19 protein-coding genes and 1 pseudogene are annotated in these 24,641 nt (G+C 73.1%); 3 read left to right on the top strand and 17 right to left on the bottom strand.

The window, feature by feature from the left end:
* Positions 1-94: 94 nt before the first annotated feature.
* From ACFV2J_RS13125 to ACFV2J_RS13070, 12 genes and pseudogenes are all read right to left on the bottom strand, one after another.
* Positions 95-349 (bottom strand): annotated as a pseudogene (locus tag ACFV2J_RS13125) (hypothetical protein); the annotation flags it as partial.
* A 561-nt stretch (positions 350-910) separates the two neighbouring features.
* Positions 911-3,490 carry a tetratricopeptide repeat protein gene (locus ACFV2J_RS13120; protein ID WP_385093898.1) on the bottom strand — a complete coding sequence of 860 codons (2,580 nt, stop codon included), beginning with the start codon at positions 3,488-3,490 and terminating at the stop codon, positions 911-913.
* A gap of 19 nt (positions 3,491-3,509) precedes the next feature.
* On the bottom strand, positions 3,510-4,835 hold the full coding sequence (locus ACFV2J_RS13115) for a hypothetical protein (RefSeq protein WP_385093900.1): 1,326 nt from the start codon (positions 4,833-4,835) through the stop codon (positions 3,510-3,512).
* Positions 4,836-4,948: 113 nt separating this feature from the next.
* Complete coding sequence (locus ACFV2J_RS13110; protein WP_385093903.1) at positions 4,949-5,965, bottom strand: glutamate ABC transporter substrate-binding protein; 1,017 nt, start codon at positions 5,963-5,965, stop codon at positions 4,949-4,951.
* 14 nt (positions 5,966-5,979) lie between these two features.
* Entirely contained in the window at positions 5,980-7,434 is a 1,455-nt protein-coding gene (locus tag ACFV2J_RS13105; protein ID WP_385093906.1) for a hypothetical protein, read from the bottom strand.
* 714 nt (positions 7,435-8,148) lie between these two features.
* Positions 8,149-9,162 (bottom strand): N-acetylglucosamine kinase, encoded by a 1,014-nt coding sequence (locus tag ACFV2J_RS13100; RefSeq protein ID WP_385083659.1) that lies wholly within the window; start codon positions 9,160-9,162, stop codon positions 8,149-8,151.
* A complete protein-coding gene (locus ACFV2J_RS13095; protein WP_385083660.1) occupies positions 9,159-10,424 on the bottom strand; it encodes a 6-phospho-beta-glucosidase in 1,266 nt (421 codons plus the stop codon). Before ACFV2J_RS13095 ends, ACFV2J_RS13100 begins: the two co-directional genes overlap by 4 nt.
* Before the next feature lie 2 nt (positions 10,425-10,426).
* Positions 10,427-11,341: a carbohydrate ABC transporter permease gene (locus ACFV2J_RS13090; protein WP_385083661.1), complete on the bottom strand. Its 915-nt coding sequence runs from the start codon at positions 11,339-11,341 to the stop codon at positions 10,427-10,429.
* 2 nt (positions 11,342-11,343) lie between these two features.
* Positions 11,344-12,288: a carbohydrate ABC transporter permease gene (locus tag ACFV2J_RS13085; RefSeq protein WP_385083662.1), complete on the bottom strand. Its 945-nt coding sequence runs from the start codon at positions 12,286-12,288 to the stop codon at positions 11,344-11,346.
* A gap of 14 nt (positions 12,289-12,302) precedes the next feature.
* The gene (locus tag ACFV2J_RS13080; RefSeq protein ID WP_385083663.1) at positions 12,303-13,640 is read right to left on the bottom strand and encodes an ABC transporter substrate-binding protein; all 1,338 of its coding nucleotides are present in this window, start codon (positions 13,638-13,640) and stop codon (positions 12,303-12,305) included.
* A 68-nt stretch (positions 13,641-13,708) separates the two neighbouring features.
* A complete protein-coding gene (locus tag ACFV2J_RS13075) occupies positions 13,709-14,920 on the bottom strand; it encodes an ROK family transcriptional regulator (protein ID WP_385083664.1) in 1,212 nt (403 codons plus the stop codon).
* A 460-nt stretch (positions 14,921-15,380) separates the two neighbouring features.
* A complete protein-coding gene (locus ACFV2J_RS13070; RefSeq protein ID WP_385083665.1) occupies positions 15,381-16,490 on the bottom strand; it encodes a mechanosensitive ion channel family protein in 1,110 nt (369 codons plus the stop codon).
* 271 nt (positions 16,491-16,761) lie between these two features.
* On the opposite strand from ACFV2J_RS13070, the gene ACFV2J_RS13065 reads away from it, so the two are divergent.
* A complete protein-coding gene (locus ACFV2J_RS13065; RefSeq protein WP_266699227.1) occupies positions 16,762-17,298 on the top strand; it encodes an HNH endonuclease in 537 nt (178 codons plus the stop codon).
* Between the two features lie 63 nt (positions 17,299-17,361).
* Here ACFV2J_RS13065 and ACFV2J_RS13060 read toward each other — a convergent pair whose 3' ends face one another.
* The 5 genes from ACFV2J_RS13060 to ACFV2J_RS13040 form a co-directional block, all read right to left on the bottom strand.
* Positions 17,362-17,904, bottom strand: a complete 543-nt coding sequence (locus ACFV2J_RS13060) for a hypothetical protein (protein WP_385083666.1) — start codon at positions 17,902-17,904, stop codon at positions 17,362-17,364.
* On the bottom strand, positions 17,901-19,232 hold the full coding sequence (locus ACFV2J_RS13055) for a hypothetical protein (protein WP_385083667.1): 1,332 nt from the start codon (positions 19,230-19,232) through the stop codon (positions 17,901-17,903). The genes ACFV2J_RS13060 and ACFV2J_RS13055 overlap by 4 nt, the downstream gene beginning before the upstream one ends.
* A gap of 377 nt (positions 19,233-19,609) precedes the next feature.
* Positions 19,610-20,404 carry an ABC transporter ATP-binding protein gene (locus tag ACFV2J_RS13050; protein ID WP_385083681.1) on the bottom strand — a complete coding sequence of 265 codons (795 nt, stop codon included), beginning with the start codon at positions 20,402-20,404 and terminating at the stop codon, positions 19,610-19,612.
* Positions 20,405-20,430: 26 nt separating this feature from the next.
* Positions 20,431-21,381, bottom strand: a complete 951-nt coding sequence (locus tag ACFV2J_RS13045) for a zf-HC2 domain-containing protein (protein WP_385083668.1) — start codon at positions 21,379-21,381, stop codon at positions 20,431-20,433.
* A complete protein-coding gene (locus ACFV2J_RS13040) occupies positions 21,378-21,992 on the bottom strand; it encodes an RNA polymerase sigma factor (protein WP_385083669.1) in 615 nt (204 codons plus the stop codon). The genes ACFV2J_RS13045 and ACFV2J_RS13040 overlap by 4 nt, the downstream gene beginning before the upstream one ends.
* Before the next feature lie 210 nt (positions 21,993-22,202).
* On the opposite strand from ACFV2J_RS13040, the gene ACFV2J_RS13035 reads away from it, so the two are divergent.
* Together ACFV2J_RS13035 and malQ are read left to right on the top strand one after the other, a co-directional pair.
* Positions 22,203-22,478: a hypothetical protein gene (locus tag ACFV2J_RS13035; RefSeq protein WP_385083670.1), complete on the top strand. Its 276-nt coding sequence runs from the start codon at positions 22,203-22,205 to the stop codon at positions 22,476-22,478.
* The gene (malQ, locus tag ACFV2J_RS13030; protein WP_385083671.1) at positions 22,479-24,548 is read left to right on the top strand and encodes a 4-alpha-glucanotransferase; all 2,070 of its coding nucleotides are present in this window, start codon (positions 22,479-22,481) and stop codon (positions 24,546-24,548) included.
* Positions 24,549-24,641 lie beyond the last annotated feature (93 nt).

Below are 24,641 nucleotides of genomic sequence, written 5' to 3'. Positions count from 1 at the left end.
TTAATCACCCGCCCCCCCCCTACAAATACCCTGGATTGGTCGCGGGCCGCGACTTTTGTTTATACCCCCCCGGCCCCCGCCCGGGGCCGCGCCCCGCGGCGACCGCGGTCAACTCCTGCTCCATGTGGTCGCGTTCGCGTGGCTGGGCGTGGCCGCAGTTCTCGCAGTAGCCGTCGCTGTCGACGTGGCCCGAGCGGCAGGCGACACACAGTTTGGTGCCCGCGGGGGGTGTGCCGAGATCGGCGGTCCGCGGATCGGCCACGGGCCCGGAGGGGGCTCCGGCCGGGGGAGCGAGCGGGTACTCGTCGGGCTCCGGGGGCCGGTCGAAGCGGACACCGGCCGGTTGCGCGCCGGATGGCTGTGCGCCGGACGGTTGCGCGGCGGCGGGGTGCGCGGCGGCCGGGTGTACGCCGGACGGCTGTGCGCCGGCCGGTTGCGCGGCGGCGGGGTGCGGGCCCGAGGGCTGTACGCCGGAGGGCGGCGTGCCGCCGGGCTGTGCGCCGGGCAGGTGCGCGCCGGCACCGGGCGGCCGGACCTCCGGGGGCTGCGGGCCCGCGGCTTCCGGCTGTCCGTGCCCGGGCGCGTGCCCGGGCGCGTGCCCGGGCACGTGGTCGTGCCCGTGCGGGAGTTCCGAGCCGCCCGAGTCGGTTCCCTGGATGTCGGCGGCCCGGTGCACGGGCGTGCCGGAACTCGTCGGCTCGGGCGCCACGGGCCAGTCCACCGGGGCGACGGCGGACGGCGGACGCGCCGGCGTGCCGTTCATGGTGATCGTGGGATGGTCCTCGGGTGGCGCGGGCACCGCGGACAGGTCGAACCCGCACGCGCCGCAGAAGCGGTCACCCGCCTCCAGGGGCTCCTCGCAACTGGGGCACCGCGAAAGGGCCGTCGGCTGGGGCATCTGGGACATCAATCACACCCACGTCCGGGGGCGGTAACGGTTGGCACGTTCCACCAGGTCGATCCTCTCCTCGCCGCCCCGCGCGAGCCGGGCCAGCGTGCGGTACGAGCGCTCCAGACCGAAGCGGAGACCGCGCTCGTCCAGCTCACTGCCGAGCAGCACCCGTCCGCCGCCGGAGTGCGGGGCGGAACCCTGGCTACCGGAGAGTACCCAGTCCAGGGCGCAGCCGAGGACTTCCGTCGACAACTGCTCGCGTCGCACGGCGTCCAGGCCGTATCCGTCCAGCGCCTCGACCTGGCCCGCGGCGGCGGTCAGATCGTCCAGGAACGGCGCTGCCGCGGCCTCCTCGGCCAGCCGTTGCCGCAGCCGCGCCCGTACGGCCGCGACCCGCGCCGCCGTGTAGTGGATCGACGACTCCGGTACCGACTCCAGCGTGCGTACGGAGCCACGGCGGTCGCCCGCCGCGAGCTGGACGCGGGCCAGGCCGAACGCCGAGCTGACGTGACTGGGGTCGGTCGTCCACACCAGGCGGTAGTACTCGGCGGCGTTGTCCAGCTGCCCCAGCACCTCCGCGCACAGGCCGAGGGCCAGCTTCGGCGCGGGCTCGCCCGGGAAGGCGTCGTAGATCGCGTCGAAGGACAGCGCCGCGATCTCGTGCTCCCCGGTCGCCAGGGCCGCGACACCCCGGTACCAGACCACCCGCCAGTCGTCCGGATGGTCCGCCTCCAGGGCTTCCAGCGCCCCGGCCGCGCCGGCCTGCTCGCCCGTCTCCAGGCGCGCCCGCAGTTCACGCAGACGCAGCTCCAGGGAACCGGTGGGCGCCGCTTGCAGCGCGGTGATCAGCTCGGTGGGCGCGGACGCCATCAGGCCCGCGAGGAAGCCCGCGTTGGGGTCGCCGGGGTCGACCAGCGGGACCGGCAGCGCGAGGGCCGTCGCGGCGGTGTTCAGCGGCTTGACCAGGGTCACCTGAGCGGGGGCGGGAGCCGTCAGGAGCGCGGGTGTGCCGTGGGCGCGCGACGTGACCCGGGCGTCGGCCCGCGGTGTCGGCGCGCCCTTTCTCCGTCTCACCGGCACCGGCCGCGCGCCCAGCCGCGACACGTCGCCGTCCAGTTTCCCGAACAGCTCCGTGTCCGTGAGCTTGAGCTCGGGCCCGAACAGCGTGGACAGCGCCGGACGGGCACGCCCCGTCTGGAGGGACACGACCTCCCTGAGCACGCCGGTCAGCTGCTCCGCCATCTCCTGCGCGGAGGCGAACCGGCGGGCCGGGTCGGGATCGGTGGCGCGGACCAGCAGCCGGTAGAACGACTCGTACTGGCGGAAGACCTCGATGGTGTCCGGGTCCGGCAGGGAGTCCACGAAGACGTTCGTGTAGCCCTGGAAGTCGAAGGTGAGGACGGCGAGCGTGCGCGCGACGGTGTACAGGTCGGAGGCGACGGACGGGCCGACGTCGGCCACCTCCGGTGCCTGGTAGCCCACCGTGCCGTAGATGGCCGACTCCTCGTCGTCCATCCTGCGCACCGCGCCCATGTCGATCAGCTTGAGCTGGTCCTCGGTCTGGATCGCGTTGTCGACCTTGAAGTCGCAGTACAGCAGGTTGCGGCTGTGCAGGTGCCCGAGCGCCTCCAGGGCCTCGATCCCGTACGCGCAGGCCTGCTCCACCGGCAGCGGATCACGCTTCCCGTCCGCCGTCCGGCGGCCGTTGGCGATCTCCTTGAGGGACTTGCCGCCGACGTACTCCATCACGATGTACCCGTCCAGCGACCCGGTCCGCTGGTCCAGGTGCTCGACGAAGTTGTAGATCCGCACGATGTTGGCGTGCTCGATCTCCGCGAGGAAGCGCCGTTCGGAGATCGCCGCCTCCATCGCGTCCTGGTCGCCCGTGTCCAGCAGGCCCTTGAGGACCACCCAGCGGTCGGAGACCGCGCGGTCGACGGCGAGGTAGACCCAGCCGAGGCCACCGTGCGCGAGACAGCCCACCACCTCGTACTGGCCGTGCACGATGTCGGCCGCCTCCAGCTTCGGCACGAACGAGTACGGGTGACCGCACTTGGTGCAGAACCCCTCGGTGCGGCCGGTCCGCTCGCCCCGCGAACGCCCCACCGGAGCACCGCAGTCGGAGCGCGAGCAGAACCGCTTGCGCTCGGGCACCTCCGGGTTCTCCAGGACCATCGCGCGCGGGTCCGGCCGCGGGACGTCCGGGACCTGCACCAGACCGGCGCCGAGCCGGCCGCGCCCGCTGGTACCGGTCGACGAGCCGGAGCTGCGCACCGACACCGAGCGGCCGGTCGAGGTACCCGACACCGAGCGCGACAGCCGACCGGAGACCGAGCGCCGGGACTGCGAGGAGCGCGACGACGTACGGGAGCTGGCGGGCGAACCGGAGCGGGCGCTGCGGCCGGCGGACCCGCGCGAGCCCCGCCCGCCGGCCGTGATCCCGGTCGGGGGCGAGCCCACCATCCCGGTCGCCGAGACGACCGGTGCCAGACCGCACGTGTCGCAGTACAACTCGCCGTCGCCCATGTCCTCGTACGACCCCGGACAACCGGGTCGCTGGCACGTGCGCCGCTCCTCGCCCACAGGCTGTTCACTCATCCCGCATCACCTTCAACGCTCACGCCTGGGGCCCTCTCCGGTCGGTGGGCCCGCCCTGCTCCGGCACCCGAGGGCTCAGCAGATCGGCCGCCGCGCGCTGATAGCGCAGCACCGCGTCCTCCGCGACCCGCAGATCGCAAGGGGCGCTCCACAGCATGCGCCGCGCCGCGTCGTAGCGCTCGATGAGGAACGGATCCTCCGCGAGGCCGTGGCGCGCCACCTTCGCCTTGTACGCGTCGAGGCGGCCGCGCAGCTCCGCGCGGATCGCCAGCGGCGCGGTGACCGCCGTCAACGACTCGCGGGCACGCAGCAGTTCGTCCTCGGCCTTCTCCTCCAGGGCCTCCAGAAGCGGCGAGAGTCGGTGCCACTGGGCGTGTCTGCGGTACTCCGCGGCCGTCGCCACCTGCTCCTGCAGCGCCGTCGGCGGGCCGCTGACGGCGGGCACCTCGGACGCGGCGATCTTCGCCAGCACCTCACCGCGGGCGCTTCGCGCCTCCGCGAGCGTGCGGTCGGCACGGCTGAGCAGGTCGCGCAGCCGCACCAGGCGCGCCTCCGCGTCCTGCCGGACGGTGAGCACCGCGTCGATCTCCCGGCGTACGTCCTCCAGGGCGCGCGCCTCGCGGTCGTACGCCGTCGTGTCCGGACGGCCGCCGCCCGGTGCCGAACTGCCCTGCGCGGGCGCCCAGAAGGCCAGCGGGTCGGAGACGACCCGTTCGCGCAGGGTGGTCAGCGTCCGGGTGATCCGTTCCAGATCGTCGCCCGACGGGTGCTCACCGGGTCGCACGCCCACGGAGTGCGCGAGCTGGCGGGTGCGCTGGAGCTCCGCGGCCAGTAAATCGATCCGGGCGGGCAGCGCGGACCAGACTGCGTCCGCGGTCACGACCATGTCCAGCGAGGACGCGTACAGCTCGTTCATCCGCTCGACCAGGGCGGCCAGCGAGAACTGTTCGCTGAGCCGGTTCCCGCCGGACAGCGTGGGGGCGTTCGCCGTCGCGGTGGCCGAACCGGCGACCGTGACGCTCGCGCCGCGCAGCAGCTCGGTCAGCTCGACCAGGTCCTCGCGGCTCGACCAGCGCCGCCGAGAACGGATGTCGCGGGCGGCGCGCAGCGCGTCCGTGTACGCGTCGAAGTACGCCCACAGCAGCGTGATCGACGCGTCCGCGGTGCTCCAGCGCTCCTTGGTCGTGCCCGTGAGCTCGGCGCCTTCGAGGAGTCTGCGGCCCGCGTGGTCCTGGAGGGCGAGGAGCGAGGTCTCGATGGCCTCGTGCTCCGCGCCGAGCCGCGCCAGCGCACGGTCCACCTCGTCCCGGTCCATCACCGGCCCGGGGGGTCCCGTGACGCCCATCGATCACCTCTCGCTCTCGGTCGTGTCCCGCGCGTCCGTCCGGCCGCCGGGGTAACTCTCCAGTCGTATCAGCTCGGTGGCCCCCGCGGCTCGCGTCGAGGTGTCCGCCGGTGTCACGTCGTGGGCGGCTTCGACGACGGCGAGTCCGCGCCCAGGGTCGGGGACAGCCACTTGTCGTACGAGGCCTGCCAGCCACCGCTCTTGACGTAGTCCACCAGCACCTGGTTGACCCGGCGTACCAGACCGTCCGCGCCCCGCTTCATCGCCACGCCGTAGTACTCGGTGGTGAAGGTGCTGCCCTTCAGCTCGACCGTCGGGTCCTGCGCGGCCTGGCTCGCGGCGAGCGCGCCGTCGGTGACCACGGCGTCGACCTGACCGAGCTGAAGCCTTACCAGGCAGTCGAGTTGGTTCGGCACGGTGGTGGAGATGTCGGCGGAGGAGGCGAGCCTGCCCGCCTTCTGGTCGGCGGCCAGCTTGTCGTGGGCGGTGGACCCCGACGCCGTGCAGATCCGGTGCTTCGCCAGCGACTTGTCGTAGCCCCTGATGTCCGACGCCTTCGGGGCCAGTACCTGCTGGCCGGTCACGAAGTAGGGGGCGGAGAACGCGACGTCCTTCAGCCGGTCACAGGTGATCGTCATGGTGCGGACCACCATGTCGACCTGGCCGTTCTGGATCGCCGGGACGCGCTGGTTGGTGGGGATGGCGTGGAACCGGACGGCCTCCGGGCTGCCGAGGATCTCCTTCGCGATCTCGTGCGCGAGATCGATGTCGAAGCCCTCCAGGTCACTGCTCTTCTTCGTGCTGTTCGGATCGCGGTAGCCCCAGCGGTAGCTGTTCTGGTCCACGCCGACCGAGAGATAGCCGCGCTCCTTGATGGCCGTGATCGTGTCGCCGCTCTCGTCACCGGACGGGGCGGGGCTCTTGTCCTGCGCGGTGGCGTCGGTGCACGAGTCGGCCTTCGCCGGCGAGCCCTGGGCGACGCCCTGGCCGCCGATGCCCGCGCCGCCCTCCCCGCGGGCGCCGCTCAGCGGCAGCAGCAGGGCGAAGACCGTGGTGACGACCAGGGCGACGGCCATCGCGCCCACGCCGCCCCAGCCCTTCAGACTCGCCCTCAGGCGCCTTGCGGTCATCGCCGATCCCCCTTTCACCGGTACTCCGAAAGCCTGCGTCCGATGCCCAGCAGCGCGCCCGCGGCGGCCAGCACCGCGAGGGCGGCGGCGCCGGCCGGCAGACCGGTCATCGCGCCCAGGCCGTCGGACGCCGCCCGCTTGAACTCGCTCTCCTCGTGCGTCAGCGCCAGCGCCAGGTTGGTGTCCACGCCGTCGAAGCACTCGCCCGTCGCGCCCTTGGCGCCTATGACCTTGTCCAGCGCGCCCTGGTAGTTGCCGTCGTCGTCGGCCTTGCGGGCGTCCAGGTGACGGGCCTTCCAGACCTTCATGTTGCCGGTCGCCGCGGTCACGGGCGTCTCGCCCGCCTTGTCGTCGGCGAGGTCCGCCGCCAGGGCCAGGCCCTTGGTGAGCGTCTTCATGTCCTGCTGGAAGTCGTAGTCGTACCGGTCCACGACCTCGGTGGCCGACACCTTCTTGGTCTCCGCGCCGCGGCTGACCAGCGTCAGGTTCTCGTTGCCCCGGGCGTTCAGGGACGCGATCCGGGCGTCGTGCAGCACGTTCAGTGAACGGACGCCGTGGTCGTACGAGGCGTTCAGCTCGGCCCGGGCCACGGTGTGGCCGACCACGAGCCAGAGCAGGACGACCGTCGAGGCGGCGGTGGCGGCCACCATGCCCTGGTTCAGCACCCGGTTCGTGTGCCGGTAGTGGCGGTGCTGGGCCCAGGCGAGTCCCGCCAGCACCAGCACGCCGAGGCCGATGGCCGCCCACGGGTAGGGCTTGGCGTCCGCGTAGTCGGCGCCCAGCCGCTTGTTCTCCCGCTCGTAGAGGTCCTTGGCCGCGGGGAGCATCTCCCCCTGCATCTTCTCGTTCGCGTACCGCAGATAGGCGCCGCCCAGCGGGTAGCCCAGGCGGTTGTTGGCACGGGCCCGCTCGACCAGGCCCTTGTACTCGGGCAGCAGCTGGTTGAGCCGGGTGATGGTGTGCGCGGAGGGGGAGCCGGGGTCGGAGCTGGCCGCGGCGGTGATCAGTCCCTGGGCCGCGGTCCGGATGTCCTTCTCGTACCGGTCGCGGGAGGCCGCCGTCTCCTGGCCGCCCGCCAGGAAGCCGCTGGACGCCGCGGTGTTGGCGTCCGCGAGCGAACGGTAGATGTCCGCCGCGCCGGCGCTCAGCGGCTGGCTGCTGTGCAGCACGTCGTCCGCGGCCGCCGAACGCTCCGTCGTCTCCCAGGCGGTGACCGCGCCGAACGCGACGACCAGCAGGGCGAGCAGGGCGCCGATGATACGGAGCCGGCCCGGCTCGGTCGTCGCCGCGGCACGCAGCCGGTCGACGCCCTCCGCCCAGGCCGTGCGGCGCGCGGGCATCGCGTCCGGGGTCGTCGCCGGCGGTCTCCCCGGCGGTGCGGGGGAGCCGGACTGCGGCGGGACGGCCGGCGTCGTGGCCGCTGCCGTGGGCCGTGGTGGTGCCGTGCTGCCTTGCGGCGGGTGTGTCACTTGACCTCCCCCTGGTCATCCGTCGGTCACCGTCCCCCGCGTGCGCGGGAGCGCGAGGGGAGGTGTACGGCCGCAAGTATCGCCGCCGGGGCCGACATCCGCACAGGCCTTGACTGGATCTTGTTCGGATTAGGACGTCGGCGTGTCGCGGTATCCCCCTGACCATGAATACGCGTTCGGTATCGGTTCGGTTCCCTCGCCCCCGCCGCCCCTACCCGTCCCATCCCGTCCCTGGGGGCTCCGCCCCCAGACCCCCGCCAGGGGCGCTGCGCCCCCTGGACCCCCGCTTCGCCCGAAGGGCTCGTCCTCAAACGCCGGACGGGCTGGAAATGCGGGCCTGCGCTGGAAGGTTGCGGACGGGCTGGGGCGCTCGGCCCGTGCTGGAGATGCGCGCCTGCGCCGAAGGGTTGCGGACGGGGTGGAGCGCTCACCCGTGCTGGAGATGTGCGCCCGCGCCGGAAGGTTGCGGGCGGGCTGGAACGCTCCGGCCCGTGCTGGTCGGTTCTGGATGGTTCCGGCCAGGGGCATGCCTTTCAGCCCGTCCGGCGTTTGAGGACGAGGCCGTTCAGGCCGAACGGGGGTCTGGGGGCGGAGCCCCCAGGTACGGGCCGGGCGAGCGCAGGCCCGCACCCTCAGCCCGTCCGGCGCTTGAGGACAAGGCCGTTCAGGCCGGAGCGGGGGCCCGAGGGCGGCAGCCCCCGGGGGCGGGTGACCTCAGGAACCCTCGTAGAACTCCCGTACGCGGGTGTGCGCCTCGCCCCCGGCACCGATGTGATCCAGCCCCAGCAGCGCCGCGCCGAGCACCGGCCGGGCCGTGACCACCTGGGGCACGGCCTTGGGCGCCCGCTCGGAGAGCAGTTCGCGGATGCGGTCGTCGAGTTGGGGATGCCGCGCGGCGAGAATGCTGCCGCCGAGGAGGACGGGAGCCTCCTCGTCCATGAGGCCGAGCCGCGCCAGCGCCACCGCGGCCATCGCGACGACCTCGTCGGCGAGCCGGTCGACGAGCGCGCGGGCCACCGGATCCCCGTCCACGGCCGTGGCGAACAGCACCGGCGTCAGCTCGTGCCGCCGGGCCTGCCCGACGTGCTCCAGATGCAGCGCCTCGATCAGCGCGTACATGGAGTCGAGCCCGAAGTGGGCGGGCAGCGTGCGGGTCAGCGCGGTCGGACCGCCCCGCCCGTCCTCGGCCCGCGCCGCGTGCCACAGCGCCTCCTCGGCCAGCCCCCAACCACCGCCCCAGTCACCGGAGATGCGGCCCAGTGCCGGGAAGCGGGCGGTGCGGCCGTCGGGCAGCATGCCGACGCAGTTGATCCCGGCGCCGCACACCACGGCGACCCCGCGCGGCTCGGCGATGCCGGCCCGCAGGATCGCGAACGTGTCGTTGCGCACCTCCACGCCGGCGCCCCACGCGCGCGCCCGCAGCGCGTCCGCCAACTGCTCCTCCTCCACCGGGAGATCGGCGTTGGCCAGACACGCGGAGACATGGGCGACCGAGTCGATCCCGGCCTCGGCGAAGGCCCGTCCGACCGCCTCGGCGAGCGCGTCCACGGCCACGTCGACACCGACCGTGGGCGGCCGGAACCCCCCGCCGCGCGCGGCGGCGAGCACCGTGCCGTCGGCCGCGACCACCGCGACGTCGGTCTTGCTGTTCCCCGCGTCGATGGCGAGCACCGGACCCACGGGGCCGGACCCGGAGGCCGTCCCGGCTTCGGATCCCGATGAGGTCATGCCCACGCGAGGTGCTCCCGGTTGTGCGCGATCAACTGGTCGGTCAGGGCGTCGGCGTACGCGTACTGGCCGACCAGGGGGTGGCTGAGGAGGGCCCGGAAGACCCGGTCGCGGCCGCCGCGCAGGGCGGCCTCCAGCGCGAGGTCCTCGTACGCGGTGACGTTGGCCATCAGCCCGGCGTACAGCGGGTCCACGGTCTGGACCGGCATGGGGGTCGGCCCGTGCGGACCGACCGCCGCCTGCACCTCGATCACCGCGTCGTCCGGCAGGAACGGCAGCGTGCCCTTGTTGTACGTGTTCACCACCTGGTAGGGGCTGCCGCCCCCGCCGAGCAGCGCGGCCGCGAGGTCGACGGCCGCCTCCGAGTAGAAGGCGCCGCCCCGCTTGGCGAGCAGCGCCGGCTTCTCGTCGAGGGCCGGGTCGCCGTACATCTTCAGCAGTTCCCGTTCCATCTCGGCGACTTCGGCGGCCCGCGACGGCTTGGTGCGCAGCTCCCGTACGACCTCGTCGTGGGCGTAGAAGTAGCGCAGGTAGTAGGACGGGACGACGCCCAGCCGGTCGATGATGTCGCGCGGCAGGCGCAGGTCGTCGGCGAGGGCGTCGCCGTGCTCGGCGAGCAGCTTCGGCAGCACGTTGTCACCCTCGGGGCCGCCCAGGCGCACACCGGTCTCCCAGGTGAGGTGGTTGAGACCCACATGGTCCAGATGGACGTCCGAGGGCGCGACCCCGAGCATCGCGGCGAACCTGCGCTGGAACCCGATCGCCACGTTGCAGAGCCCGACCGCCCGGTGTCCGGCCTGGAGCAGGGCGCGGGTGACGATGCCGACGGGGTTGGTGAAGTCGATGATCCAGGCGTTCGGGTTGGCGCGGCGGACGCGCTCGGCGATGTCCAGCACCACCGGCACCGTGCGCAGCGCCTTGGCCAGGCCGCCCGCGCCCGTCGTCTCCTGGCCGACGCACCCGCACTCCAGGGGCCAGGTCTCGTCCTGCTCGCGGGCCGCCTGGCCGCCGACGCGCAGCTGGAGCAGTACGGCGTCGGCGCCCTCGACGCCCGCGTCCAGGTCGTCGGTGGTGACGATCCGGCCGGGGTGCCCCTGCTTGGCGAAGATGCGCCGGGCGAGCCCGCCCACCAGCTCCAGCCGCTCGGGGGCCGGGTCGACGAGGACCAGCTCCTCGACCGGCAGGGTGTCCCGCAACCGGGCGAAGCCGTCGATGAGTTCAGGGGTGTAGGTGGAGCCCCCGCCCACTACTGCCAGTTTCATAGTCAGCCCTTCACTCCGGTGAGCGTGACACCCTCGACGAACGCCTTCTGCGCGAAGAAGAACACGAGGATCACGGGGGCCATGACCAGTACGGTCGCGGCCATGGTGAGATTCCAGTCGGTGTGGTGCGCTCCCTTGAACGACTCCAGGCCGTAGGACAGGGTCCAGGCGCCGGGGTTCTCGGAGGCGTAGATCTGCGGCCCGAAGTAGTCGTTCCAGGCGTAGAAGAACTGGAACAGGGCCACGGCGGCGATCCCGGGGCGTGCCATCGGCAGGACGACCTTCAGCAGGGTCCGCAGGTCCCCGCAGCCGTCGACCTTCGCCGCGTCGAGGTACTCGTTCGGGATGGTCATCAGGAACTGCCGCAGCAGGAAGATGGAGAAGGCGTCGCCGAACGCCATCGGGATGATCAGCGGCCAGAGGGTCCCGGACAGGTCCAGCTGCTTCGCCCAGAACAGGTACATCGGGATGATGACGACCTGGGGCGGCAGCATCATCATCGAGATGACGAGCATGAGCGACAGGTTCCGGCCGCGGAAGCGGAACTTGGCGAGCGCGTAGGCGACGGGGATCGACGACACGACGGTCAGGACGGTGCCGGCGCCGGCGTACAGCAGGGTGTTCTTCCACCAGGTGAGGAAGCCGGGGGTGTCGAAGACCTTCTTGTAGTTGCCCCATTCCCAGGTGTGCGGGATCAGGTCGCGGCTGAGCGCCTGGGTGTCGCTCATCAGCGAGGTGAGGAAGACGAACACGAAGGGGAGGACGAAGAAGAGGGCGGCCGCGACGCCGAGCGCGTGGACCGCGATCCACTCCAGGAGCGTCCTGCGGCGGGCGGTGCGTTCGGCGGGGGAGACGGTCCTCGTCCGCGGCTCCGCCGGCCGGTCGAGGACTCGGGACACCTGAGGTGCTTGGGTCATGGTCAGTCACCTGCCTGGATGAGACCGCCCCGGCGCCGCATCAGGAACGCGGTGAACACCATGGACAGGGCGAACAGCACGAGCGCGACCACACAGGCGGAGCCGTAGTCGAAGCGCTGGAAGCCGAGGTTGTAGACGAGCTGGGGCAGGGTGAGCGTCGACTTGTCGGGGTAGCCGGGCTCGAACTGCGTCCCGGCGCCCTGGATGACGCCCGAGGCGACCTTCCCGGCGATGAGCGGTTGCGTGTAGTACTGCATGGTCTGGATCACGCCGGTGACCACGGCGAACATCACGATCGGCGAGATGTTCGGCAGCGTCACGTACCGGAACCGCTGCCAGGCCGACGCGCCGTCCAGCTCCGCCGCCTCGTACTGCTCGGTCGGTACGTCGAGCAGCGCGGCCATGAAGATGACCATCAGGTCGCCGATGCCCCACAGGGCGAGCAGGGTGAGGGCGGGCTTGGACCAGCTGGGGTCGTTGAACCAGCCGGGCGCCGGGATGCCGACCTTCTCCAGGATCGAGTTGACCGGCCCCGTACCGGGGTTGAGGAGGAAGGCGAAGGCCATCGTGGCGGCGACGGGCGGCGCGAGGTAGGGCAGGTAGAAGAGGGTGCGGAAGACGCCCGTAGCCGTCTTGATCTTCGTGATGAGGAGTCCGACGCCGAGTCCGAAGACGACCCGCAGGCTCACCATGACCAGGACCAGCCACAGGGTGTTGCGCAGCGCGGGCCAGAACAGCGGGTAGTGCTGGAAGACGTAGGACCAGTTCTTCGTCCCGCTCCACGTCGGCGGTTTGAAGCCGTCGTAGTGCATGAACGAGAAGTAGACGGTGGAGAGCAGCGGGTAGGCGAAGAAGACCGCGAAGCCGATCAGCCAGGGCGACATGAAGGCGGCTGTTCTCAGGGCCGCCCGGCGTCGCTTGGCGCGCAGGGTGTAAGTGGCGCTCATGTCCGTGCTGCTTCCTACTTCGCCTGCGCGATGTCCGTGTCGATCTGCGCGGCGGTCTTCTCCAGACCGGCCTTCAGATCCTTGGACTTGCCGCTCTCGTAGTCGTATCCGAACTGCTGGATCGTCACGAGGTAGGTGCCGCCGTTGATGGACGCGGGGGTCGTCGTCGAGTTCGGGTTCGAGGCGATGTCCAGGAAGGTCTTGAAGCGCGGGTCGTACTTCAGCTTCGGGGACTTGAGGGCCGCGAGCGTGGAGGGGACGTTGTGGATGGCGTTGGCGAAGCCGACGACGGCGTCCGTGTCCGTGGTCATGTATTTGACCAGTTCCCAGGCGGCGTTCTGCTTCTTGCTGGTGGCCGCGATGCCCGCGATGGTGCCGGTGATGTAGCCCTTGCCGTACTGGTCGGCCCGGTCGTCGGGAACGGGCAGCGGGGCGACGCCGATCTCGAAGCCGGGCTTGGCCTCCTCGGCCATGCCGAGCCGCCACTCGCCGTCCAGCTGCATGGCGACCTGACCGGTGTGGAAGGGGTGCTTGGGGCCCCACTCGTCACCGAGCTTGGAGCGGTAGGTCTCCAGCTTCTTGAAGCCGCCGAGTTCGTCGACCAGCTTCTTCTGGAGGGTGAAACCGGCCGTGAACGCGGGGTCCTTGGCGATGTTCGACTTGCCGCTGCTGTCGAAGTACGTCGGCGAGAACTGACCGAAGTAGTGCTCGGTGGTCGACTCCCAGCCGTGGTAGTTCGGCATGAAGCCGAGCTGCGAGTACGAGTCGCCCTTGGCGACGGTCAGCTTCTTGGCGTCCGCCTCGAATTCGGACCAGGTCTTCGGGGGAGCGGCGATCCCGGCCTTCTTGAACGCGTCCTTGTTGTAGTAGAGCCCGTACGCGTCACCGAGCAGCGGCACCGTGCAGCGGTCGCCGTCGAACTGGGTGTACTCGTTCATCGCCTTCGGGAAGGTCGTCGCCGGGTCGATGCCCGCCTTCTTGAAGAAGGGGTTGAGGTCGACGAGCGCGCCGGAGGAGCAGAACTTGCCCACGTTGTTGGTGGTGAACGAGGAGATCACGTCGGGCGCCTTGTCACCGCCGGAGCGCAGCGCCTGGTTGATCTTGTCGTCGGTCACGTTGGCGACGATGTTCACGTGGATGTTCGGGTGGGCCTTCTCGAACCCCGCGACCAGGGCCTTCACGCCCTGGACCTCGCCCGGCGCGCTCCAGGCGTGCCAGAAGTTGATCGTCGTCTCCTTGGAGGCGTCGTCGCTCGCGCCGGAGTCCGACTGGCCGGTACAGGCGGTGGTGAGGAGGGCGAGCGACGCGGAAGCGGCGAGTGCGGTGGCGACTTTCCTGGATATTCCGGGCATGGCGGTGTCTCCCTAGGGCAGGGCCGGGGCGGTGGTGTGGGCGGGACGGGCGAGTGGGTCGAGGGGGTTCAGCGGGAGGTGTCGAACACCTCGTCGCGGGTGGCTGCCAGCGCGCTCTCCAACGCGCCGCGCAGCACGGGGTGTTCGTGTACGTCGCCGACCACGAGGCGCGGGCGGGACGCGGCCAGCTCCTCCAGTTCGGCCTGCACCAGGGCGCGCAGCGGTTCGCCGCCGGCGGTGAGTGAGGAGCCGCTGAGGACGACGAGTTCGGGGTCGAGCACGGAGACGAGCGAGGCGAGACCGGTGGCCAGGCCGGTCGCGTACGTCTCCAGGAGTCTGCGGTGGGGGCCTTCGTCGCGGGTGGCGGCCTGTGCGACGAGGGCGGCGGCGACCTCGGTGGACGACCCGCCGGGAATCGGCTGGACGCCCAGCTCGCGGGCGAGTTTCGGGAGGGCCTGGGAGCCGGCGAGTTCCTGGTAGCCGCCGCTGTTGGCCTTGGTCACCTGCCGTACGAGGGGTGCGCCGGGCACGGGCAGGAAGCCGACCTCGCCGGCGCCGCCGGTCCAGCCGCGGTGCAGCCGTCCGCCGAGCACGAGGGCGGCGCCCAGGCCCCCCTCGTTCCACAGCAGGACGAAGTCCTCGTGTCCGCGGGCCGCGCCGAGCCGCTGTTCGGCGATGGCGACGAGGTTCACGTCGTTCTCGTACTCGACCGGCATGGGCAGCGCGGCGGCGAGTTCGTCGAGGAGGCTCGGGGCGTGCCAGCCGGGGAGGTGGGAGGCGTACCGCAGCCGTCCGGTGTTGGGGTCGAAGGCGCCGGGGGTGCCGATGACCAGGCGGTGCACGTCGTCGCGGGCCAGCCCCGCCTCCTTCACCGCGCCGTCGAGGGCGTCGGTGACCTGGCGTACGACGGGCTGCGCGGGGCGCCGGCCGGGCGTCGGCAGCTCGTACTCACCCACGGTCCGGCCCGTCATGTCGGCGACGGCGGCGAGGATGCGCTCGGGCGTGACGTCCAGGCCCGCCGCGTGGGCGGCGACCGGATTCACCGCGTACAGCTGGGCGTTGGGGCCCGGCCGCCCCTCGCTGGTGCCGGTGGCGAGCACCAGACCGGCCGCTTCCAGGCGGGCGAGGAGCTGGGAGGCGGTGGGCTTGGACAGCCCGGTCAGCTTTCCTATCCTGGTCCGCGAGAGCGGGCCGTGCGCGAGCAGCAGGTCGAGGGCGGCGCGGTCGTTCATGGCGCGCAGGACGCGCGGGGTGCCCGGAGTGCCGGCGGATCCTGCCATGTCGGTCGACACCTGCCTTTCGACTGCCCAGTCGCTCAGCTTCCCAGGACGGCCGCGGGGAAGTCCACTGCAAGATCATTGTTAGGAAGGTTTCCTATTGGTGGGAGGACCGTAGGCCGCGGGTTGCGGGGGCGTCAAGAGAAACCGCCCCCGAGGCAACAGAGTCGTTACCTGCGGGGGCGGGGGATTTCCCGTCCGGGGCGGCTGGGTGGGGGCGCGTGGCCGTCCGGTGCGGCCGCGGCCGCCTGCACCTGATTCCGCTCTCCGCCGAGGGTGAGGGGCTCCTGGGGGTGACCGGGCTGGGAGAGGGCTCCTCGTTGGCCGCGGTGTGCCGGATGGCCGGGGCCACGGGGCTGGAGTCCGGGCGTCTTCGGCGGGCGGAGCGGAAGGGGGCGGCACCCAGGTTCTCCGGGTGCCGCCCCCTCCCGCGTACGGCAGTGGCCTCGCGTGTGGCCGGGGCCTACTTCGGCGCGCTCGACGGTGTCGGGCCCGGGACGGGCGCCGGGATGGGGGCGGTCGCCTCCGACTGCGGGGACGCCGGGTTGCCGAGGGCCGACGGGGCCGCCACCGCGGCGGACGGGTCGACGGGCTCCTCCTCCACGGCCGCGGTGGGGCCGCCCACGATGCGGATGTCCGCGGCGTCGAAGGCGCGCTTGATGCGCCAGCGCAGCTCACGTTCGACGGAGAGCGCCTTGCCGGGCATCGTCCGGGCCGAGACCCGCACCACCATGGAGTCGAGGAGCACGCTCTCCAGGCCGAGGACCTCGACCGGGCCCCAGAGGCGCTCGTTCCAGGGCTCCTCCTTGCTCATCGCCTCGGCGACCTCGTTCAGCACGGACTGGACGTGGTCCAGGTCCTCGGAGGCGCGGACCGTGACGTCGACACCGGCCGTGGCCCAGCCCTGGGAGAGGTTGCCGATGCGCTTGACCTCGCCGTTGCGGACATACCAGATCTCGCCGTTGTCGCCGCGCAGCTTGGTGACGCGCAGACCCACCTCGATGACCTCGCCGGAGGCCACCCCCGCGTCGATCGTGTCGCCCACGCCGTACTGGTCCTCAAGGATCATGAAGACCCCGGAGAGGAAGTCCGTCACCAGGTTGCGGGCGCCGAAACCGATGGCGACACCGGCGACACCGGCCGAGGCCAGCAGCGGGGCGAGATTGATCTCGAACGTGCCGAGGATCATCAGGGCGGCCGTGCCCATGATCAGGAAGGACGCCACCGAGCGCAGTACGGAGCCGATGGCCTGGGAGCGCTGACGGCGGCGCTCGACGTTCACCAGGAGGCCGCCGAGGGCCGTCCCGTCGACCGCCTGGACGGTACGGGTCATGCGGTCGATCAGCTTGGTGATCGCCCGCCGGACCGCCACTCTCAGTACCGCCGCGATGACCAGGATCAGCAGCACGCGCAGGCCTATCGCGAGCCAGGTGGACCAGTTCTGCTCGACCCAGCTCGCGGCGTTGGTCGCGCTTTCCTGGGCGTCCTGGAGCGTGGCGACCGTAGGGTCCGTCGTCGCCGAGGGAGAGGGCGACGGACTGGACCCTGCGGCCCGCAGGACGGTCGAGAACACAGCAGGTACCTCCAGGCGTAGCGGTCTGCCCGCGGCTCGGGGACAGGTAAGGCGCCGCCGGGCAGAACAACCACACTAACGGGGCATCGTGTGTGGATCGTTGTGATGTTCGGGGGAGAGACGGTACTCACCTGGGGATGAACAGGATGTGGTCGAAAACACTCCCAGCCCGTTACCGGGACATGGTGGCGCTTCCACCAGGCAAGAGGGGAGACTGACTGCAGATCGTCCCGGCGCGAGCCACGCGCCGCCGGCGTACAAGGAGGCATCCGTGCCGCATGTCCTGGTCCTCAATGCGTCGTACGAGCCACTCGGCGTCGTACCGCTCCGCCGCGCGCTCGTCCTCGTCCTTGAGAACAAGGCCGTCTCTCTCGAGGAATCCGGCGCCTTCATGCACAGCGCGACCGTTACTGTCCCCGCACCCAGCGTGGTCCGGCTGAAGAGGTTTGTGCGGGTCCCTTACCGGGGGCCCGTTCCGCTGACCCGTCGGGCACTGTTCGCCCGCGACGGCGGCCGGTGCATGTACTGCGGTGGCGTCGCAACCAGCGTCGACCACGTCATCCCGCGCTCCCGCGGAGGTCAGCACGCCTGGGACAACGTGGTGGCGTCCTGCCGCCGCTGCAACCACACCAAGGCCGACCGCCATCTGGTCGAGATCGGCTGGCGCCTGCGCCACAAACCGGCCCCGCCGACGGGGCTCGCCTGGCGCATCATCGGAACAGGACACAGGGACCCGCGCTGGCTGCCCTACCTGCAGCCGTACGGCGCGGAGGACGCGATGGCCCGGATCGACGGCATTTCCGCCTGACGATCCGGGCTTTTGTGCACCCCTGGCCCGGGTACACCGTGGCCCGCCCTGTGCGCCCCGTGGTCAGCCGCGGGGTCCTTCGGGGCGGGCGCCACGTGCCGCGTACAGCCCGGCGCCCAGTACGAACAGGGCGAGGGCCGCGGCCCACGCGCCGCTCTGGGGGCCCGTCTGCAGGGGCCAGGCCAGAACCGTCGCCTCCCGCATGCGCGGCGAGGCCGCCGACAGGTACACGGCGCTGAAGTAGAGCATCGTGGGCATCCAGGCGGCCCGGGCGCCGAACACCACCGCCCCGAGCGCGGTGGCCGCGAGCGTGGTGAGGACCAGGAGATGGGCCAGGCGCCTGCGCCACCAGGGGCGCACCGCGGTGTCGTCCAGTTCCCGTCCGTGCACCCGCAGGCCCGTACCGATCGCCGCCGAGACCGTCAGCGGGGCCAGGGACAGCAGCGGGACCCTGCGGTACGGGTCGAGGAAGACGTCCGGGACGCTCGCCGCCCACCGGGTGAGGAGGGCGGCGCAGACGAGGGCGGCCAGGGTGGCCGGGACGGCACGGGAGCGGGCGTAGAGGGCGAGGGGGGTGGGCCGGGTGACTCCGTGCGGGGCGTTCACAGGGACGGGACCTCGCTCGTGTCGGGGTCGCACGTCCGGGCCGTGGCGAAGTAGCGGCCGAGCCAGGAGCGGCGCTGGTCGTCGGTCAGGGCGGCCAGGCGCGCGTACGCCGTGTCCTCGGCACGGAACCTCGCGAGTTCCTCCGTGTCCCCGCGTCGGCGGGCCGATGCCTCGAAGTGCTCGCGGAGGTCGTCCTCCATGTCGGAGGGGGCCAGCCAGCGCAGTACGGCCTCGTCGGTGGCCCGGACGCGCCCTGTGGACGGCGGCCGGTCGCAATCGCCGCGGACCATCAGCTGCGCGGCTTCCCAGGCGTACTGCTCCGGATCGGTCAGTTCCCCGCGCACGGTGCTCCAGCCGAACGGGGTGAGCATCGGCAGTTGTGCCTCGTCCGCGCGGGGCGAGCGCGGCAGGTCCTCGAAGCGGACCGGCAGATTCTGTACGCCCCGCAGTCGCCCGGTGAGGCCCGACAGCGCGCGGTTCACCTCCGGCAGCAGGCCCGGGTGGGTGGCGTTGACGCAGACGTGCGGGGTGGTCGATCCGTCGCACACCTGGCGGTGCGCGAGCGGGTTGTCGCGCAGCATCCCGTCACCCGTGTGGACCAGCAGCACGGCCGCGGCGGCCGCGGCGGCGAGCGGCAGCAGCGCGGTGACGCGGCGGCGCGCGGCATGGGCCAGGGCCACGGCGGCGGCGAGGCCGACCGGCCAGAGGGCCGATACGAGGGGGTACCACCAGACCGGGAGGTAGCCGTCGCCGAACGGGGGCAGCGAGGCGGGGGCGAGGGCGGCCGGAGCCGACCGCGAGCCGATGCCGCTGGTGACGGCCATGACGTATCCGCAGATCGCGAACGCGGGAGCGGTCAGCCGCCAGGGCATCACCCGCCCGGCCACATGGCCCAGGAGCGTGCACGCGGCGATCGACAGCGCGGCCCCGGCGAAGACGGTCGGGACCGGGCCGCCCGCCGACGCGTAGGGCGCGCAGGCGAGCAGCACGCCGGCCACCGCCACCAGGTACGACCCCGCCAGCGCGCAGGCGAGCGGCAGGGCGGCCGTCAGGAGCTGGGCGAGCGGTGGACGAGGGGTCGAGGCCCGCAGCTCCGTCATCCGCCGCCGGTGCTCCCGGCCGCCGTGCCAGGCTCCCGCGGCGAGGCCGAAGGGAACGGCGATCACCCCGGCCGCGGTGTCCAGCCTGTCCGTCGTCCCGCCCCAGCTGCCCTGCCACTGCGCCGCCGTGGCGGCGAGCGCCCAGGCGAGGGCGAGCAGCAGCCCGGCGGCCGCCCAGGGGACGAAGCCGCGCAGGAACTCGGTGCGGAGGGGGTGGGCCGCGCCCACCGTGGCTGAGGCGCCCGCCGCACGGACGGGCGCCTCCCGCGGCGGCGTGCTCGGCCCAGGGCCTTCGGGGAACCGGGGGCGGCGGTCTGCCGGGCGGGTGTCGCGGGGGCGGGGCCGGGGGTCTGCCGGGCAGGTGCGGGCGGCCTGGGGTCGTGGGTCTGCCGGGGGGTGGTCGGTCGGGTGGTGGTTGGTCGGCTCGGGCCGTGGGTTCGTCGCGTGGTGGTCGGGGGGCGGGGGACCTGGGTGCCGGACGGACGGGTGGCTGCCGTCCGGTTCGGGCCATCGGCGCGCCGGCGCCGCTTCGCCGGTCCGGGTTTCCGTGTCGGCCCGGGGGCCCGCGCCGTCCGGGCGGTCGTCCTCCGGCCGGATGCGTACGGTCATCGGCCCGCCCCCCTCGTCGCGCGATGGCCGCGCAGAGCCGTGGTGTAGCCGCGCTCGATCGCGTTGCCGTCGGACTCGTGGCCGTCCGCGCCGAGGGCCGCCAGTGTCCTCGGGGTGCCGCGATAGGCGACCCGGCCCGCCTCGATCAGCGTCACCCCCGTGCACGCCGCGGCCACGTCCTCCACCAGGTGGGTGGAGACGATCACGGTGGCCTCCTCGCCCAGCTCCCGCAGCAGCGCCCGGAACTCGACCCGCTGCTCCGGATCCAGTCCCGCGGTGGGTTCGTCGAGGAGCAGCACGCGCGGGTCGTTCACGATGGCCTGGGCGATGCCGACCCGGCGGATCATGCCGCCGGACAGCGTCCGGACCTTCGCGTCGATGCGGTCGGTGAGCCCGACCCGGGCCACGGCCCGTTCGACCGCTGCCGGGGCGGCGGTGGCCGGAAGCTCCTTGAGCCAGGCCACGTACGCCACGAACTCCCGGACCGTGAACCCCGGGTAGTAGCCGAAGTCCTGCGGCAGATAGCCGAGTTCGCGGCGGAACGCGCCACGCTCGCGGTGCCGGCGCAGATCGTTGCCGAGCATCTCCACACGGCCCGCGGCGGGTTCGGCCACGGTCGCGAGGACCCGGATGAGGGAGGTCTTGCCGGCGCCGTTGGGGCCGAGCAGCCCGTGGACGCCGGGGCCGAAGTCCAGGTCGACCGCGTCGAGCGCGGTGGTTCTGCGGTGCCGGACGGTCAGGCCCGACACCCGTACCGAGGCGCATCCGGTGCCCGGACTCGCGTTCCGCACGGAAGTGCCGGGCGGGGCAGGGGTGTTCACATCGTCTCCAGACGGTCGTACGCGGTGCGGCGCGCGGCGAGCAGCAGGGCGCAGAGCGCGGCCCCCGCCGCCCATCCCCACTGCGCGGGCGCGCCGGTGAAGTAGAGGGAGAGCTGCTGGGCGAGACGGTCCGTCAGGCCCGGACCGGTGGCCGTCGGTCCCGGGCCGCCCGAGGCGAGGACCGGTGCCGTCAGCGCGAGCAGCCAGCCGCCGCCCACCACCGCGGAGCCGGTACGGCAGCCCGTGTACCCGGACAACGCCAGCGTGGCCAGCGTCAGGGCGAGCCCCGGCAGCAGCCAGGCCGCCGCCATGGGCACCTGCGGAAGGCGGGGACCGGCGGCGGGGAGCAGCAGCCCCGCCGCCGTCAGCAGCGGCACGCTCACCGCCAGTACGGCGGCCGTCCGGGTGAGCAGCAGCCGCAGTCCGCCGGAGGGCGACGTCGCGACGAGCTCGTACAGCGGGTCGGCGTACCGGCCGTAGGAGAGGGCGACCCCGGCGACGGGGACCACCGGCGCGACGGCCAGCAGCAGCGGGCGCGCGCTGTCGGAGCCGCCGCCGTGGGCCAGCGCGAGCGCCCCCACGGCCACCAGCAGCACGGCCCCGGTCCAGGCACCGCGCAGCGCGGGCCCGGCGGCCCAGACGATCCGCCCGAGCCGCCCCCCGACGGCTCGGGCCCGCCACGGCACCGTGGCCGTGGACACCGCGGGCGGGCCGAGCGGCGGAGCCGGAAGCGGGGCCCGGGCCGTGTGCGCGACGGTGTCCAGGACCGCGTCCCGCACCCGGGCCAGGACCGGCCCCGCCGCTCCCGCGCGCGCCGCGTGCGAGACGCGTGCGGCGCAGGAGCCGCAGCTCTCCAGGTGCTTCTCCAGGGACCAGGCGTCCGGCTCCGGAAGGGAGCCGTCCGTGTAACGGGCGACGAGGTCGTCGGCGGCGTGCCAGCCGGTCATACCGGGCCTCCCAGCGGTGACGGGCCCCCGGAGGGGTCGAGGTGGGCGAGTGCCGCCCTGAGTTCCGCGCGCGCCCGCATCGCGCGGGTCTTGACCGTGCCCTCGGGGATCCCGAGCAGCCGGGCCGTCTCACGCGTGGTCAGTCCGTCGACGACGGTGGCACGCAGCACCTCGCGCAGTTCGGGGGAGATGCGGTCCAGGGCCGTGCCCACGTCCCCGTACTCCAGGCCCGCCAGCACGCGCTCCTCCGCGGAGGGCACGGGCGGCGGCGCCGCGTACTCGTTCCGCTCGGCCCGTTCGACCCGTACGGTCCGCTCCCGCGCCCGTCCGGCGTCGACCAGCCGGCGTGCCGCGATCGTCCACAGCCAGCCGCCCGCCTCCGTGCCCCGGTGCCCGGCCGCCGACCGCCACACGGTCACGAAGGTGTCCTGGAGCACCTCCCTGACGACCTCGGGATCACCGCAGCGCCGGGTCAGCCGCGTGTGCAGCCAGCCGCCGTGCCGGTCGTACAGTGCGGCCAGCGCCGCCGAGTCCCCGTCCGCGACGGCCCGCAGCAGTGCCGCGTCCGTGACGTCCTCCCGGTGGCCCCTCACGGGGCGGAACAGTCTCACACCCCGTCTATCGAACCCACCGGCGTCACCGGTTCACGGTTGCTCCGTCGCCCGCTGTTCCGCGTTCGCCCTTCCCCACGGACCCGGCGGGCCCGGGCCGGAACAGAACGTGACCAAAAGCACATTGTTCGCCCGTGTACGTCTGCCGTCCCGCGCGTTGGGTAGGGCTGCGGTAACCCGCCCGCCGCCGTACCCGACAAGGAGGCCCCCGTGGCCGCATCGGCACACCTTCTGCTCTCGGCCCTCTCCAAACGTCCGACGGAAGCGACCGTCGAGCCTCGCTTCTCCGTCGAACCCCGCTTCTCCGCCGAACCCCGCTTCTGCCTCTTCACCGCGGAGGGCACCGCCGCCGAGCTCCCGCTCACCAGCGAACCTCCCCTGCCCGACGCCGAGCCGCTGACCAGTGAGCCGCCGCTGGCCGACGCCGCGCACCTGACCAGCGAACCCATCTCCACCGGCGCCGCCACGGATGCCTCGGGGGTCTAGATGCCGCTGTCCCGGCTCGCCGCACTGCACGGCGTCGCCACCTCCTACAGCCCCTCGCCCGGCCGGACCGTCGCGGCCGCCGACACCGCGGTCGTCGCGGCCCTCGCGGCGCTCGGCGTCGACGCGAGCACCCCGGACGCCGTCCGCGCCGCCCTCGCCGCCCGGGAGGCCGAGACACGGGACCGGCTCCTGCCGCCGACCGTGGTCTGCTGGGGCGGCCGCCCGCCCGACGCGCTCGCCGCGCTGCCCGACGGCACCCGTCTGCGCATCACGACCGAACAGGGCGAGACCCGTGCCGCGGCCGAACAACTCCCGCTCGGCGTCCACGCGTTACGGGCCACCGCCCCCGACGGCCGGACCGCCGACGCCCACCTCGTCGTCGCCCCCGACCGGCTGCCCATCCCGCCCGGACGCAGCTACGGACTGCTGGTCCAGCTCTACTCCCTCCTCTCCGGCCGCTCCTGGGGCATGGGCGACCTCGGCGACCTCGCCGAGCTGACCGCCTGGGCCGGACGGGCACTGGGCGCCGGATTCGTCCAGGTCAACCCGCTGCACGCGGCCGTCCCCGGCACCCCCACGGACCCCTCTCCCTACCGCCCGTCCTCCCGCCGCTTCCCCGACCCGGTGCACCTGCGGATCGAGGACATCCCCGAGTTCGCCCACGTCGACGACCGCGACCGTGTCCGCGCGCTGCTGGAACGCGCCGAGCGACTGCGCGCGTCCGTGCTCGACAAGGACGCGCTGATCGACCGCGACGCCGTCTGGGAACTCAAGCGCGAGGCGCTGGAACTGATCCGCGAGGTACCGCTCGGTCCCGGACGCCGGGCCGCGTACGTCGACTTCCTCGCCGAGGAGGGCGAGGCGCTGGAGGACCACGTCACCTGGTGCGCGCTCGCCGAGGTCCACGGCCCGGAGTGGCAGCGGTGGCCCGTGGGCCTGCGCGACCCCCGCTCACCCGAAACCGCCCGCGCCCGGACCGAGTTGATGGACCGCGTCGACTTCCACAGCCGCCTCGCGTGGCTCACCGACGCCCAGCTCGCCGCCGCACAGCGCTCCGCGCGCGACGCCGGCATGCCCGTAGGACTCGTGCACGACCTCGCGGTCGGGGTGCATCCGGGCGGAGCCGACGCCTGGGCACAGCAGGAGTACTACGCGCCGGGCATGTCGGTCGGCGCGCCCCCGGACGCCTTCAACGCCCGCGGCCAGGACTGGGGTCTGCCGCCGTGGCGCCCGGACCGGCTGGCCGCCTCCGGCTACGCCCCCTACCGCCGCCTGCTGCGCGCCCTCTTCCGCTACACGGGCGCGCTGCGCATCGACCACGTCATGGGCCTGTTCCGGCTCTGGTGGATCCCGCAGGGGCAGCCGCCCACGGAGGGGACGTACGTCCGCTACGACGCCGAGGCGATGCTCGCCGTCCTGACGCTGGAGGCCTCGCGCGCCGGGGCGCTCGTGATCGGCGAGGACCTCGGCACCGTCGAGCCCGGGGTGCGCGAGACGCTCCAGGAGCGCGGGGTGCTGGGCACCTCGGTGCTGTGGTTCGAACGCGACTGGGACGGCGACGGGCAGCCCCTTCCCCCGGAGCGCTGGCGCGCGGACTGCCTGGCCACCGCCACCACCCACGACCTGCCGCCCACCGCCTCCCGCCTCACCGGTGACCACGTCGAACTCCGCGACCGGCTCGGACTGCTGACGGGCGTCCTGGCGGAGGAGCGCGCCGCGGCCTCGGCGGAGACGGCGGAGTGGCTGGCCCTCTTCGCCCGGCTCGGGCTGCTGCGCGGCTCGGGCTCCGCGGTGTCGGAGGAGGCCGAGATCCAGGCCGTGCACCGGTTCCTGCTGCGCACTCCGGCCCGCATGATCGGCATCTGGCTCCCCGACGCGGTCGGTGACCGGCGCCCGCAGAACCTGCCCGGCACCTGGGACCAGTACCCCAACTGGCGGCTGCCCGTCGCCGACGCGACCGGCCGTCCGGTCACGCTGGAGGAACTGGCCGCCTCGCCGCGGCTGTACGCCCTCGTCGACGTGCTGCGGGCGCGTCCGGAGGGCGGCGGGGGAGGTCACCCACAGCGCTGAGACGCCCCGGCCGCACTGCCGAGACAGCCCTGGGGCGCCGCCGGGACCCTCCGTACGGCACCCCCGGGCGCGCGGCTCATTCAGGTGTTCGCT

Origin of the sequence: Streptomyces sp. NPDC059668, assembly GCF_042734135.1 — a bacterium.
Taxonomy (GTDB): Bacteria; Actinomycetota; Actinomycetes; order Streptomycetales; family Streptomycetaceae; genus Streptomyces.
The sequence above is the reverse complement of the archived record's forward strand: the minus strand, read 5'-3'. Positions and strand labels throughout refer to the sequence as shown.

Bases quoted from the DNA above. Each gene is read 5' to 3' on its own strand.
- ACFV2J_RS13120 (WP_385093898.1), bottom strand. From the start codon at position 3,490: ATGAGTGAACAGCCTGTGGGCGAGGAGCGGCGCACGTGCCAGCGACCC.
- ACFV2J_RS13115 (WP_385093900.1), bottom strand. From the start codon at position 4,835: ATGGGCGTCACGGGACCCCCCGGGCCGGTGATGGACCGGGACGAGGTG.
- ACFV2J_RS13110 (WP_385093903.1), bottom strand. From the start codon at position 5,965: ATGACCGCAAGGCGCCTGAGGGCGAGTCTGAAGGGCTGGGGCGGCGTG.
- ACFV2J_RS13100 (WP_385083659.1), bottom strand. From the start codon at position 9,162: ATGACCTCATCGGGATCCGAAGCCGGGACGGCCTCCGGGTCCGGCCCC.
- ACFV2J_RS13095 (WP_385083660.1), bottom strand. From the start codon at position 10,424: ATGAAACTGGCAGTAGTGGGCGGGGGCTCCACCTACACCCCTGAACTC.
- ACFV2J_RS13090 (WP_385083661.1), bottom strand. From the start codon at position 11,341: ATGACCCAAGCACCTCAGGTGTCCCGAGTCCTCGACCGGCCGGCGGAG.
- ACFV2J_RS13085 (WP_385083662.1), bottom strand. From the start codon at position 12,288: ATGAGCGCCACTTACACCCTGCGCGCCAAGCGACGCCGGGCGGCCCTG.
- ACFV2J_RS13080 (WP_385083663.1), bottom strand. From the start codon at position 13,640: ATGCCCGGAATATCCAGGAAAGTCGCCACCGCACTCGCCGCTTCCGCG.
- ACFV2J_RS13075 (WP_385083664.1), bottom strand. From the start codon at position 14,920: ATGGCAGGATCCGCCGGCACTCCGGGCACCCCGCGCGTCCTGCGCGCC.
- ACFV2J_RS13045 (WP_385083668.1), bottom strand. From the start codon at position 21,381: ATGACCGGCTGGCACGCCGCCGACGACCTCGTCGCCCGTTACACGGAC.
- malQ (WP_385083671.1), top strand. From the start codon at position 22,479: ATGCCGCTGTCCCGGCTCGCCGCACTGCACGGCGTCGCCACCTCCTAC.